This is a genomic window from Sneathiella sp. D3-11 (assembly GCF_055809395.1).
In genome coordinates this window covers 88465-102099 of record NZ_CM147911.1, presented here as the reverse complement: position 1 = coordinate 102099, position 13635 = coordinate 88465, and the positions used below count along the sequence as shown (strand labels likewise).

Sequence of the window (13635 nt, the reverse complement as noted above, 5' to 3'; positions counted from 1 at the left end):
GCAAACCACTGGAAAAAAAGTATGTTGGCCCGATCATAGTCATAAACTTGGGTGCAGCATAACTTATGAACACCGATAGCTCCAAAAAAAGTTACAGCTACAAGGATGCAGGCGTCGATATTGTGGCCGGAAACTCACTGGTTGAGGCCATAAAGCCCCTCGCCGCCGCCACCCGAAGGTCCGGAGCAGACGCAGATTTAGGCGGCTTTGGGGCAATTTTTGACCCCCGTGCAGCAGGTTTCAAGGACCCCCTTCTTATTTCCGCGACGGACGGCGTTGGCACAAAATTAAAAATCGCCATTGATATGAACCGCCATGATACGGTCGGCATCGATCTGGTCGCCATGTGTGTGAATGATTTAGTGGTACAAGGCGCGGAACCCCTCTTTTTCCTCGATTATTTCGCGACGGGCGGCCTTGATGTCGCGGCGGCGCGGGATATCGTTGCGGGAATCGCTGATGGTTGTAAACAGGCTGGTTGTGCCCTCATCGGTGGAGAAACAGCGGAAATGCCAGGTATGTATGCCAAGGGCGATTACGATCTGGCGGGATTCACCGTTGGCGCGGTGGAACGCGATCAACTTCTAAAAGCTGATAATCTCAACGAAGGAGACGTTCTGCTGGGTCTAGCTTCTTCCGGTTTGCATTCGAACGGCTTTTCGCTGGTTCGGCGGATTGTCGCTGATTTCGATCTCGATTACGCGGCCCCGGCTCCGTTTGATTCTGCTGTAACGCTTGGCGATGCCTTGATTGAACCCACACGGATTTACGTCAAAAGCTGCCTTGAAGCGATACGGGCCGGTCATATATTTGCGCTGTCCCATATCACCGGCGGCGGTCTTTATGAGAATATTCCCCGCGTCTTGCCGAAGACTCTCTCGGCAGAGATAGACGCCTCAAGCTGGCCCTTACCCCCGCTGTTCAAATGGCTGGCCGAACTTGGGAATATTACGTCGCGTGAACTTGCCACCACGTTTAACTGCGGTCTTGGCATGGTCGTCGTTGTCCCTGAAGATAAGGCGGAGGCCGCAACGGCGATGCTCACTGCGGCGGGCGAAACGGTTTACCGGATCGGGGCGTTGGTTTCGCGCGAAAACAACACAGAGCAGGTCATCATCAACGGGTTGGAAGAAAATTGGCAAAGCTGAAAGTCGCGGTTTTCATCTCCTCTCGCGGGACCAACATGCAATCGCTCGTTCGGGCCTGCCATGCACCAAACTTCCCGGCCGAGATAGCTTGCGTGCTTTCCAACAATCTGGAAGCCGCCGGACTTAAGTTCGCGGCGGAGCATAGTATCCCGACCCGCACCATAGATCATCGCGACTTTGACGGTCGCGAGGAGTTTGAGGCGGAAATCACCCAATATCTTACGAATTTGAATGTTGATTTGATTTGTCTTGCGGGATTTATGCGGCTTCTGACCGCGGATTTCGTCAATCGCTGGCGCGATCGTATCCTGAATATCCATCCGTCCCTTCTCCCGGCATTTAAGGGACTGCATGTGCATGAGCGGGCGATTGAATCCGGCGCGCGATTTACCGGTTGCACCGTGCATTATGTTCGCCCGGAAATGGATGACGGGCCGATCATAGCTCAGGCCGCTGTGCCCATCCTGCAGGATGACACACCCGATAGTCTTGCCAGCCGAATATTGGAGCAGGAGCATAAAATCTATCCGCTGGCACTTAAACTGTTTGCTGAAAATCGGGTAAAAATCCATGGCTCCCGTGTTATTATTGAACAGGCAAGTGAAGAACCTCACTCTTTGATTAACCCAAAGCTTGAAGAATTTTAACATTGGCGTAAATATGATGGGTAAAACAACCAATAAGTTCGCAATGCTTCTGGGAGGCCTGCTCGCTTTCTCGGTTGTATCTACCGCCTACGGGAAGGAGCCTGTCATGACCACCATCGGAGCGATCTATAATCTCACCGGCGAGCAACGCAATCTCGACATCCCTTCATCGCAAGGGGCGCAGCTCGCCATTGACGAAATCAACGCTTCTGGCGGTATCCTGGGCCGGACGGCCACGCTCCTGATTGAGGATGGGGAGACGAATACGGACGTCATTGCGAATAAAACTGCTGCGATGATTGCGCAGAATCCTGATATGCCCGTGTTGATTGGCATGTCGGATACCGATGTCGTCCTTGCCGCAGCCAAAGCCGCAGCAAAGGATAAACGGATATTTGTCACGTCCGGGGCAACCTCCCCTCTACTCCCGCAAGATGTGCCGGATTATCTTTATCTCGCCTGCTATGGTGATAATGTACAGGCCGCCGCCGCCGCGAGTTTTGCCCGTAATGAACTGAAACTCACGAATGTCACGGTGCTATATAAAGAGAAAATGTCCTATACCATGCTTCTCCGGCGTTATTTCGAAGAAAGCTTCAAGGACCTTGGTGGAAACATATTGTTTAGTCGGGGTTATGGCCCGGATAGCTTCGATGTTGCCGTTGCGACGCTACCCGAAGCAGATTTCATCTATCTTTCTGCCTCTCCCGATGAGGTTGTGAATGAAATCCGTGCGCTCCGGAATGCCGGTGTTACCGTCCCGATTATAAGCGGGGATGGTTTTGATATAGGATCGGAATGGGCAAATCTTCCCAATGAGAGCAATGTCTATTTTACGACACACGCGGATGTAAGCGCGGACAATACAAATCCATCGGTGACAGCTTTCCGACGCGCCTTCAAGAAGAAGTTCCCAAATGTGGAACCCGACGCCTTCTCAGCACTTGGCTATGATACTGTTAAGCTGGTCGCCGCCGCAATCGAGGCAGCGGGCAGTACAGATGTGGAGGCCGTACGCGAGGCTCTTTCCACCCTAACGGATTTCAAGGGTATTACGGGAGAGATCAGCTTTTCGAAAGATAGTCAGATCCCGACGAAATCCGTGACCATTATGAAAGTTATCAAGGGTGACGAAACTTTCGTTCAGACAATTTTACCGGAAAACGTGCCTGCACCGTAACTTGTTGTGCGTTACATGGTTGCTGTATCTCATCAAATTGCGATAGAATCTAATCCATGACAGGTGATACAAAAGAAATTGTCGCCGATCGGCGCAACGTTGATACCTTCAAGCTGGCCGTGCACCGCACTGAGCTTGCCAACCGGCGCACCCTGATGGCCTATATCCGAACGGCAATTGCGCTCACCGCGTCCTCCGTTGGCTTGATCAAATTCGTCGATGAGCGTTGGATGACTATCGCCGGGTGGGCTTTGTTACCGTTTGCTTTGATATGTCTGCTAGTCGGTGTGGATGACTACCACCGGGTGAAAAAATCCATCAATGACGAAAAGAGCGACGGCGGACTGTGACATTAATGAATGACCGGATAGCTTATCAAGCGTCCGGCCATTTTCTTTCATTATGTCATCTCTGGATGAGGTGCTCTGTGTCGCATCAAGCTTTAATGCTGTGGCCCTCTCAGCGGGTCTTTGATACGCCCTTTTACATCTTTATCTTTGGTTTGCGACCTATCGCCCTGCCTTGGCCGTGGATGTTGTCCTTGCCCCTGTTTTTCGCCTGATCCCTGATTTTGTGATGAGGGTCCGTTAGATGGTTTTTTCATAACAATTCTCCAAAAACAGAAAAATATTCAAATAAATAGCATTAATCTTCTTTAAGTAGTATTTGAATATATTTTTACAAGCAAATTTTTGACACAAAAAAACCGCCCCTTTTTAGGGCGGTTTTTAAGAATTTCGGAGGGCGGCTCGAAGCCCTCAACGATACATAATAGACTTAACGTGAGTAATATTCGACGATCAGGTTTGGTTCCATGACGACCGGATACGGCACATCGGCCAGTTTCGGGATTGCGTTGAAGCTTCCCTTCATGGCTTTGTGATCCACTTCGATATATTCCGGGATATCCCGCTCTGCACTGTCGGCCGCTTCAAGGACGAGGGCCATCTGCTTTGATTTCTGGCGAACTTCAACCACGTCACCGACTTTCACCTGATATGAGGCGATATTGACCTTGCGGCCATTGACCATGACATGGCCGTGGTTGACGAACTGCCGCGCCGCGAAGACGGTCGGCACGAATTTCATGCGGTAGACAACAGCGTCAAGACGCCGCTCCAACAGGCCGATGAGGTTTTCTGATGTATCGCCTTTCAGACGAGTCGCTTCAGCGTACAGGCGACGGAAACCTTTTTCGGTGATGTTGCCGTAATAGCCTTTGAGTTTCTGCTTCGCGCGGAGATGGATACCAAAGTCGGAGATTTTACCCCGGCGGCCCTGACCATGCTGGCCCGGTCCATATTCGCGGCGGTTAACAGGGCTTTTCGGTCGGCCCCAGAGGTTCTCGCCCATGCGGCGATCGATTTTGTATTTCGCTTGAATGCGTTTGCTCATAAACTTGATCCAGTTTTTAATTCAGGAAAAAGGCACGCCGACGAGGCCTGCACAAGGCGCGCATAATAGGTTTTAGGTGCCCGTTGTCAATCCATTTTGGATAATTTTTCTAATCCAGCCCATCAATAAAGCCGAGAATTTCTGCCGATACGGTTTCCGGCGCTTCGTGGGTTACCCAATGGCTCACGCCGGGGAGCATTTTAACGGTGACATTATCGATGAATTTCTCGATGCCCGTGATATTACTTTTTATCAGCGCATGGTCCGCATCGCCCCAAAGGATCAGCGTCGGAACATGCACCTTGAATTTTTCCGGATCCATACCGGACCCCCTGCCCTTCGTCGCCGAAGTCGCCGGGACAAGCGGCGATGCGCGGTAATAGTTCAGCATGGCGGCCATCGCCCCCGGCTGGGCCCACGCCGTACGGTAGGCTATTTCATCCTCGGACGACATCTGGCCGGACTCGATAAGGCGCTTGAACGTCCAGTCCATCAGCCATTTGCCGTTGTCTTTCAGCATATCTTCCTCGACACCCGGCGTCTGGAAATAGGCCATATACTGGCTATGCTTGATCTGTTCGTCGTTATTGTTGAGCAATTCGGCGAAAATATAGGGATGCGGGCCATTCATAACAATCAGGCCCTTAATCCGCTCGGGATATGCAATGGCGATCGCATAGGCGACGGCGACTCCCCAGTCATGGGCAACAAGATAGAACTTTTCCTGCCCCAGATGATCGGCAAGGCCAACCATGTCGCCGATTAGATGGTGGATTCGGTACGCCTTCACGCCTTCCGGTTTGTCAGAAAGATTATAGCCACGCATGTCTGGCGCGACGGCATGATACCTTTCCCCAAGCGCGGGAAGTTGATCTTTCCAGCAGTACCAGAATTCCGGAAAGCCGTGCAGCATAAGGATGAGTTCCTCATTCCCGGAACCGCATTCGGCATAGTGGAGATTGATATCACCAATTTTTACGCGCTTATGACTGATCGCTGTCATTTGTTTTGTCTTTCAGCTTCATGGTCAGGCCTTTAACAATACCCTGAAACGCCCGCACATCAGATTCCATCAGCCCCAGCCTCTGAAACATATTGCGCATATTTTGCAAGATAACATGCTTGCGCTGCATAATCGGGTCAAAAAAACCCCGTGTGTCCAGTTCCCGCTCGATCCGGTCAAAAAGGTAAGAAAGCTCCGCCTTGTTAGCCGGTCGTTCCTCGTTATGGACCTGCACAGGAGGCGTATCATCTGCAGCCTGAAACCATTCATAACCAACCAGCAGGACGGCCTGTGCGAGATTGATGGAGGAAAAATCAGGATTGAGCGGCACCGAAATAATGCTGTCGGCGAGCGCCACATCCTCCCGTGAGAGGCCCACGCTTTCCTTGCCGAAGAGAATTCCTGTTGCCGCGCCCTTATTTGCATGAGCGCGCAGTTCCGCCGTTGCCGCGTGGGGCGTTGCGATTTTTTTGATGACATCGCGGGGGCGTGCCGTGGTCGCATAGACATGGTTGAGATCGGCGATCGCGTCCTCAGTGGTCTCAAATGCCCGTGCATTCTCCAGCACGATATTCGCACCCGACGCCATGGCGACGGCCTTGTCATTAGGCCAGCCATCCCGCGGGGCAACAAGGCGGAGGTCGGTCAATCCGAAATTCAGCATTGCCCGCGCCGCCGCGCCGATATTCTCGCCCATTTGCGGTTCAACAAGGATAATGGCCGGTTGAAGAGACATTATTTCCCGCTGGCTGGCGCGCCTGCGCAATAAAGCTTGTAGGTGATGCTGTCGATCAATGCGGCAAAGGACGCATCAACAATATTGGGCGAGACACCGACTGTGAACCAACGCTTGTTGCTGCTGTCCGTGCTTTCGATCAAAACCCGTGTCACAGCCTCTGTGCCCGAGGTGAGGATACGCACCTTGAAATCGACGAGACGAAGATCATCGATATAATCGGAATATTTGCCCAAATCCTTGCGGAGTGCACTGTCGAGGGCGTTGACCGGGCCATTCCCTTCGCCAACGGACATATAGCGCTCTCCATCGATCAGGAGTTTAACCACCGCATCGGAGACGGAGAGCAACTCGCCCTTGGCGTTATGGCGCCGCTCGACCTGCACCCGGAAGCTTTCCACGTCGAAATATTTTGGCACCTGCCCGAGGCGACGGCGGGCCATCAACTCAAAGCTGGCAAGCGCGCCATCGTAAGAAAAGCCTTCGAACTCGCGCTCTTTCACTTCTTCGAGCATCCGGTCGACTTTCGGGTCCTTTGGATCGATATCGAGACCAAAGTCACGTAGCTGGGCGAGGATGTTGGAGCGGCCCGCCTGATCGGAGACGAGCAGATGCCGCTTGTTCCCGACGAGGGAGGGTTCCACATGCTCATATGTTCTCGGATCCTTCTCCACCGCGGAGACATGCAGCCCGCCCTTATGGGCGAAGGCAGACGATCCGACATAGGCCTGATGGCGATTGGGAGAGCGGTTGAGGATATCGTCAAGCAATCGCGAAACGGTCGTAACGTTTTTCAGCCCCTCTTCCGTGATGCCCGTATCGACCATGGACTTGAACGGCTCCTTCAGCACCAGCGACGGGATGAGGGAGATGATATTCGCGTTGCCGCAACGCTCCCCAAGGCCGTTTAGCGTGCCCTGCACCTGCCGCACGCCCGCTTTCACCGCCATCAGGGTGTTGGCGACGGCGTTCTCGGTGTCGTTATGGGTATGGATGCCAAGATGGTTGCCGGGGATATGCTCGATTACCTCGGTGACGATCCGCTCTACTTCATCGGGCAGAGTGCCGCCATTGGTATCGCAGAGCACCATCCAGCGGGCACCCGCGCCGTAGGCTGCCTTCAGGCAGGCGAGCGCGAATTCCGGGTTCGATTTATAGCCATCGAAGAAATGCTCCGCATCATACATGGCCTCCCGTCCCTGTCGGACGATCTCGGCAATGCTGTCAGAGATTAACTCAAGATTTTCCTCGAGGCTGATGCCGAGGGCGACATCCACATGAAAGTCCCAGGCCTTGCCGACGATACAAACGGCGGGCGTTTTGGCGTCGAGAATGGCGCTGAGGCCCGGATCGTTGGAGACACTTCGCCCCGGTCGCCGGGTCATGCCAAAGGCGGTAAAGGTGGCTCTTTCAAGTTTTGGCGGGTTCGCAAAAAAGGCTGTGTCGCCGGGATTCGCGCCGGGCCAGCCGCCCTCCACATAGTCAATACCAAGCGCATCGAGAGCCTTCGCAATATTCGTCTTGTCTTCGACACTGAAATCCACGCCCTGCGTCTGCGCGCCGTCGCGCAGCGTTGTGTCAAAAAGATAAAGTCTTTCCCGTGCCATTATGCTCTCTTCCATGTGGTGCCGCCCGGTCCGTCTTCGAGGATAATCCCGGCAGCTTTCAAATTGTCGCGGATTTCATCGGCCCGCTTGTAGTTTTTCTGTTTTTTGGCTTCGTCGCGCTCGGCAATTAACGTTTCAATATTTTCTTTCGAAATTACAGATGTAAGTACCGGTGAGCTAAGCTCTGATCTTGCTTCAATTGAATCTGCCTTTAAATGAACAGTTATACTTTGGAACCATTCTTTTGGTGATTGTTGCAACAGTCCCAAGAGATTACCCGACCCAAGCAGCAATCCCTTGATCCGCGCTTTTTCCGCACCATCCGTTGCTTTATTGGCTTCTCCGGCGAGGGCATATAGCTCGGTCAGCGCTTGTGGCGTGTTGAGGTCATCCTCAAGGGCGGCGATCACCCCGGCGGCAGGTTTAATCGGTCCGGCCTCTATATCCTCAAGGTGCTGAAGGGCGGTGTAAAGCCGGTCGAGGCTGGCTTTCGCGCGCTTGACCCCTTCCGCTGTCCAGTCGAGCGGTTGGCGATACTGGGCAGACAGCATATTGAGGCGTAAGGCTTCCCCCGGTGCCTCTTCCAGCAGTTCCCGCACGGTACGGAAATTGCCGAGGGATTTTGACATCTTGTCTCCCTCGACTGTCAGGAAGCCGTTATGCACCCAATAACGGGCGAAAGGCGCGCCATCATGGGCGCAGCAGCTTTGCGCCACCTCATTTTCGTGATGCGGGAAGATCAGGTCGCGTCCGCCGCCATGAATATCGAAGGTGATGCCGAGCGTTGCCTCGCTCATGACCGAGCATTCAATATGCCAGCCGGGGCGTCCGCGCCCGAAGGGGCTGTCCCATCCCGGCATGTCATCGGTGGAAGGCTTCCAGAGGACGAAATCGGCGGGGTCTTTTTTATAAGGTGCCACCTCGACGCGGGCACCGGCGATCATATCGTCGCGGTTGCGGCCCGAAAGTTTGCCGTAGTCGGGCATACTGTTCACATCGAACAGCACATGGCCCTCCGCCTCATAGGCGTGGCCCTTCTCGATCAATTTCGAGATCATCCGGATCATGCCGTCAATATGCTCCGTCGCGCGCGGTTCCTTGGTCGGCTTCTCAGCATTCAGCGCCGCCATATCGTCATGATAGGCCTTGGTCGTGCGGGTCGTCAGTTCGTCGATGCTCTCGCCATTCTTCGCCGCCGCGGCGATGATCTTGTCTTCCACATCCGTGATATTGCGGACGTAGGTGAGCTTGTAGCCCTCATGCCGGAGCAGACGCGCCAGCACATCAAAGATGACGACCGGGCGCGCATTGCCGATATGGGCAAAGTCATAGACCGTCGGTCCGCAGACATACATCCCCACTTCGCCCTTTTTTAAGGGGACAAATTCTTCTTTTTTACGGTGGGCCGTATTGTAGAGCTGCAACGTCACTTTTCTTCCTCAAACTCAGTCGGCAGTGCCGGTCAGGCGCGCGAGTATATTTTTACGGCCGATCAGGGGCAACAGATTGTTCATTTCGGGACCGTGCGGTTGGCCGGTGAGCGCGAGACGGAGCGGCATAAACAGCGATTTACCCTTCGCGCCGGTCTTCTCCTTGACGGCGGTTGTCCATGCTTTCCAGCTGTCCGTGGTCATCTCCCCGCTGGGCAGCAATTCTGCCGCCGCGCCCAGGAAATCCGCGTCCTCGACCACCGGGGTCATCGGTCCCGTGACCACCTGCCACCAGATCGCGGCATCCTTCAAGGTGGTGAGGTTACCGCGAATAGCAAGCCAGAAAGTCTCGTCCGCGTCGTCAAGGGCGATCCGGTCCTTTACTTCCGCCCAGTCCAGTTCATGTAAGAGCTTGGCATTTAGATTGGACAGCTCCGCCGGATCGAATTTCGCGGCGGCGCGGCTGAAATGGCTTATATCGAACCCGGCGACGATTTCCTCAAGACTATGGCGGATCTCCACATTGTCAGATGTGCCAAGACGGGCAAGCAGGCTGTTAAGCGCCATGGCCTCGATCCCGTTTTCGCGCATTTCACGCAGGCTCTGGCTCCCTTCGCGTTTGGAGAGCGGCTCCCCACCTGGTCCCGTCAGGAGCGGGATATGCCCGAAGGTCGGCACAGCGGCGCCCAAAGCCTCGAATATCTGGATATGCAGTGCCGTATTACTCACATGATCCTCCCCGCGGATAACATGGCTGATCTTGAAATCAATGTCATCCACGACAGAGGGCATATGATAGAGCGGCCGCCCGTCGGAGCGGATCAGGACCGGGTCCGACATGCTCGCGCCATCGACCTCAACGGTCCCGCGCACCATGTCTTTCCAGCGGATAACGACTTGATCCAACTTGAAACGCCAATGGGCTTTGCGTCCCTCCCCCTCATATTTGGCTTTGTCTTCCTCAGTCAGGTCTAACGCGGTGCGGTCATAGATCGGCGGGAGTTTGCGGGCCAACTGCCGCTTGCGCTTATAGTCCAGCTCTTCGCCGGTTTCATAACAGGGATAGAGCCGCCCGGCAGCCTTTAGCGTTTCGAACGCGGCAGTATAGGCATCGCTTCGGTCCGACTGCTTCTTCAGTTCCGACCAATCCAACCCGAGCCATTTGAGATCTTCCTGAATGGCGTCCGCATATTCCTCGGTCGAGCGTTCCTCGTCCGTGTCATCGAGACGGAGGATCATCTCCCCGTCCTCTTTCTTCGCGGTCAGCCAGTTAATCAGGGCAAGCCGCGCATTGCCGACATGCAAATACCCTGTCGGGCTCGGCGCAAATCGTAATTTAGTCATTATCGCTTATCTCTAAAGGCGTTGGTTATTGGATAGCGCCGGTCGCGCCCGAAACTTTTTGTGGAAATCTTGACGCTAGGCGGCGCCTGACGGCGCTTATACTCGGCGATATAAAGCAGGTTCTGGATGCGAGCGATGGTATGGGTATCATATCCAGCCTCCACCAGTTCTGCGAAGGAACTCTCCTTCTCCACCAGACCATAAAGAATGCCATCCAGAATTTCATAGGGTGGCAGGCTGTCTTCGTCCTTTTGATCTTCGCGCAGTTCCGCTGTTGGGGGCTTTGTGATGACATTCTGCGGCATCACTGGCCCCGGTGCGCCCTTGAAGAGTGGTGAGAAATGCGTATTACGCCATTCCGACAGCTTGAAGCAGGTAATTTTGTAAACGTCTTTCAGCACCGAATAACCGCCGCACATATCGCCATAGAGCGTTGCATAACCGACGGACATTTCCGACTTGTTGCCCGTTGTCAGTACCATATAGCCGAGCTTGTTAGAGAGCGCCATCAGGGTCATGCCGCGAATACGTGACTGGATATTTTCCTCCGTGATGTCTTGCTCCAACCCGGCGAAGGGTTCGCGCAGCATCACATCGAATGCCTCGACTGCGGGCACAATTGAAATATTATCGAGCGTGGCATTCAGAAGGCGTGCGCATTCTGCCGCATCATCAAGACTTTCCGTGGAGGTGTATTTTGACGGCATCATGACGCAGTGAACCCGTTCCGCGCCGAGGGCATCAACGGCGACGGCGGCGCTGAGCGCGCTGTCAATTCCGCCAGACAAACCCAGCAAAACACCGGGAAAGCGGTTTTTCTCCACATAGTCTTTTAAGCCCAGAACCATCGCGTGATAGATTTGTTCGAGCTCATTACCGGGTTCTGTAATCTCTTCTGTTTCACATCTCCAATTCCCGTCTTCCTGACGACGCCAATCGGTTACAACAAGCCCCTCTTTCCATCCGGGCATCTGAACGGTAAGTGACCGGTCCGCATTCATAACGAAAGACGAGCCGTCAAACACAAGTTCATCCTGTCCGCCAATTTGGTTGAGATATATGAGCGGGAGGCCCGTTTCCGTCACCCGGTGGATCGCATGGTTCAGTCGTTCATCAGGCTTCATATGATCATACGGGCTGCCATTCGGCACGATCAGCATTTCCGCACCGGTCTCACTCAGACACTCGGCGACCTCGGGATACCACATATCTTCACATATCATGACACCAAGACGGACACCCTTGAACGGGATTGGCCCGGGAAGAGGCCCGGCATCAAAAACCCGGACTTCGTCAAAGACACCATAATTGGGCAGTTTATTCTTGAATCGTCGGGCGGAAATCTTGCCTTCTTCCAATAAGCAAACGGCATTATAAAGATTGCCGTCTTCCACCAGCGGTGCACTCATCAGCATGGCAGGCCCACCATCGAGAGTGAGTTCTGCCAACTCTTCCATCGCCTCTTGAACCGTACGCTGAAAAGCCGGCTTCTCAACCAGGTCTTCCGGCGGGTATCCCGTCAGGAATAATTCAGGATAGACGACAATATCCGCACCAAAGGCTTCAGCCTCTTCGCGAAAGGCCCGGGCGAGCGTAACATTCCCGGCAATATCCCCAAGCGTCGGGTTTGCCTGCGCCAGTGCAATTTTCAAATGATCAGTCATGACGGATTTTTAACCCGCCTTGACGCGCGCAGCAATCGCTAGATCGTGTTTTCCGGTGAAAAGCAGCTAAAAAATTGAAATTCAGGGATTATTCGAGCCATAGGCGGGGCCGTCATCCATGATTTCCGTCTGTTCCGCATCCTCGTCGACCTCCCCTTCGCTATAAGCCGGGGGTTCGTCATTGACCCATTCTTCCGTTTCCGGGTTAAGCGTGGCAACCGCCGCACCGGCGCGAACCGGCATGGCAACGAAGGCCCCTTGATCCTCCATTGGCATGGCACGGGTTATCTGCATCCGGTATATGGCGAATATGCCGATGGCAATATGGGCGCCCGCAATCCAGGCAAAGAAGATCATGCTGCCAAGGAAGGTCATGAACTGTCCGACAATCAGTGGGCCGAAAATCGCGCCGACGCCGTTGGCAAACATCAGGCCACTGCTGGCCGCAACCATCTTATCCGGTTCCAGATAGTCATTGGTATAGGCAATACAGAGAGAGTAAAGCGGAACAGAAAAGCCACCGAAAAGCGCGACCGCGCCCAGGAACAGCAGGAAGTTGTCCGTCTCCCCGGCATACATTGCAAGCAAGGCGGCACCGCCGCTTAACATGGTGGTGACCATCAGCACCATGCGTCGATCGAATTTATCCGAAAGCCGCCCAACAGGCCATTGCAACAGGACACCGCCCATAATGGACACAGTGATGAAACTGGAAATTTGCGCAACAGACAGACCGATATTATCACCATACACCGCCGCCATACCGTAGAAGGCACCGCCGATAACGCCTTGAGCGCACATGCCGACAACACCAAGCGGGGAGATGTTATAAAGTTCCTTCAGCTTGAGTCGGGTGCTGGCGGTAAAGTTGGGCGCCGGGTTTGCGGTCAGAGCCATCGGGATCAAGGACAAGGAAACCAGCACGGAAACAAAGATAAAGAGCGAATAACCACCGGGGTCTGCCACATTCAGGAAGACCTGACCAAGTGCCATCCCACCCATCATGATGATCATATAGACGGAGAGGAGTTGCCCGCGTGTTTCGTTGGTCGCCGCGTCATTGAGCCAGCTTTCGCAGACGATATAAAGACCCGCGAAGGCGAAACCCGTCATAAACCGCATCGCACCCCAAACAAAGGGATCGACAAACACGACATAGATCAACGCCGCCGAAGAGGCGAGCGATGCCAGCGCCGCAAAGACGCGGACATGGCCGACGTTGGCAAGAATTTTAGGCGTGATAACGGACCCGAACAGGAAGCCGAGATAGTAGGCGGACATCACCAGACCGGTCACGGCGGCCGGGAATCCTTCCAGGGATGCGCGGATACCGACAAGGCTGAGTTGCAGGCCGTTTCCGATCATCAGCAGGCCCAACCCCATCAGGAGCGGCCACGAATTTAATACAGCAGCGTACATGGCCGACCTATCTGAAAAAGAGGGCTAGTTAATTCATCCGCTTTTGATCATAAACAGGGCGT

Annotated in this window: 12 protein-coding genes; 4 read left to right on the top strand and 8 right to left on the bottom strand. The window is 54.1% G+C overall.

Annotation, left to right across the window (positions count from 1 at the left end):
- Positions 1 to 65: 65 nt before the first annotated feature.
- Genes purM through AC0L73_RS00515 form a run of 4 tightly spaced genes read left to right on the top strand, consistent with a single transcriptional unit; the run spans position 66 to position 3325 of the window.
- Entirely contained in the window at positions 66 to 1148 is a 1083-nt protein-coding gene (gene purM, locus AC0L73_RS00530) for a phosphoribosylformylglycinamidine cyclo-ligase (protein ID WP_473654604.1), read from the top strand.
- Entirely contained in the window at positions 1136 to 1795 is a 660-nt protein-coding gene (purN, locus tag AC0L73_RS00525; protein WP_473654603.1) for a phosphoribosylglycinamide formyltransferase, read from the top strand. The genes purM and purN overlap by 13 nt, the downstream gene beginning before the upstream one ends.
- A 13-nt stretch (positions 1796 to 1808) precedes the next feature.
- Entirely contained in the window at positions 1809 to 2975 is a 1167-nt protein-coding gene (locus AC0L73_RS00520; RefSeq protein ID WP_473654602.1) for an ABC transporter substrate-binding protein, read from the top strand.
- A 56-nt stretch (positions 2976 to 3031) separates the two neighbouring features.
- Positions 3032 to 3325 (top strand): DUF202 domain-containing protein, encoded by a 294-nt coding sequence (locus AC0L73_RS00515; RefSeq protein WP_473654601.1) that lies wholly within the window; start codon positions 3032 to 3034, stop codon positions 3323 to 3325.
- A 427-nt stretch (positions 3326 to 3752) separates the two neighbouring features.
- Here the strand turns inward: AC0L73_RS00515 and rpsD are convergent, their stop codons facing one another.
- From rpsD to AC0L73_RS00475, 8 genes are all read right to left on the bottom strand, one after another.
- Complete coding sequence (gene rpsD, locus AC0L73_RS00510) at positions 3753 to 4370, bottom strand: 30S ribosomal protein S4 (protein ID WP_473654600.1); 618 nt, start codon at positions 4368 to 4370, stop codon at positions 3753 to 3755.
- A 109-nt stretch (positions 4371 to 4479) separates the two neighbouring features.
- Positions 4480 to 5373 carry an alpha/beta fold hydrolase gene (locus tag AC0L73_RS00505; protein WP_473654599.1) on the bottom strand — a complete coding sequence of 298 codons (894 nt, stop codon included), beginning with the start codon at positions 5371 to 5373 and terminating at the stop codon, positions 4480 to 4482.
- Positions 5354 to 6109, bottom strand: a complete 756-nt coding sequence (locus tag AC0L73_RS00500; protein WP_473654598.1) for an RNA methyltransferase — start codon at positions 6107 to 6109, stop codon at positions 5354 to 5356. Before AC0L73_RS00500 ends, AC0L73_RS00505 begins: the two co-directional genes overlap by 20 nt.
- Positions 6109 to 7716 (bottom strand): citramalate synthase, encoded by a 1608-nt coding sequence (gene cimA, locus AC0L73_RS00495; RefSeq protein WP_473654597.1) that lies wholly within the window; start codon positions 7714 to 7716, stop codon positions 6109 to 6111. Before cimA ends, AC0L73_RS00500 begins: the two co-directional genes overlap by 1 nt.
- Positions 7716 to 9146, bottom strand: coding sequence for a cysteine--tRNA ligase (gene cysS / locus AC0L73_RS00490; protein ID WP_473654596.1), 1431 nt, complete (start codon positions 9144 to 9146; stop codon positions 7716 to 7718). Before cysS ends, cimA begins: the two co-directional genes overlap by 1 nt.
- A gap of 15 nt (positions 9147 to 9161) precedes the next feature.
- Entirely contained in the window at positions 9162 to 10490 is a 1329-nt protein-coding gene (gltX, locus tag AC0L73_RS00485) for a glutamate--tRNA ligase (RefSeq protein WP_473654595.1), read from the bottom strand.
- On the bottom strand, positions 10490 to 12154 hold the full coding sequence (locus AC0L73_RS00480; RefSeq protein ID WP_473654594.1) for an NAD+ synthase: 1665 nt from the start codon (positions 12152 to 12154) through the stop codon (positions 10490 to 10492). Before AC0L73_RS00480 ends, gltX begins: the two co-directional genes overlap by 1 nt.
- A gap of 81 nt (positions 12155 to 12235) precedes the next feature.
- Positions 12236 to 13537, bottom strand: coding sequence for an MFS transporter (locus AC0L73_RS00475; protein WP_227952012.1), 1302 nt, complete (start codon positions 13535 to 13537; stop codon positions 12236 to 12238).
- Between the last annotated feature and the right edge of the window lie 98 nt (positions 13538 to 13635).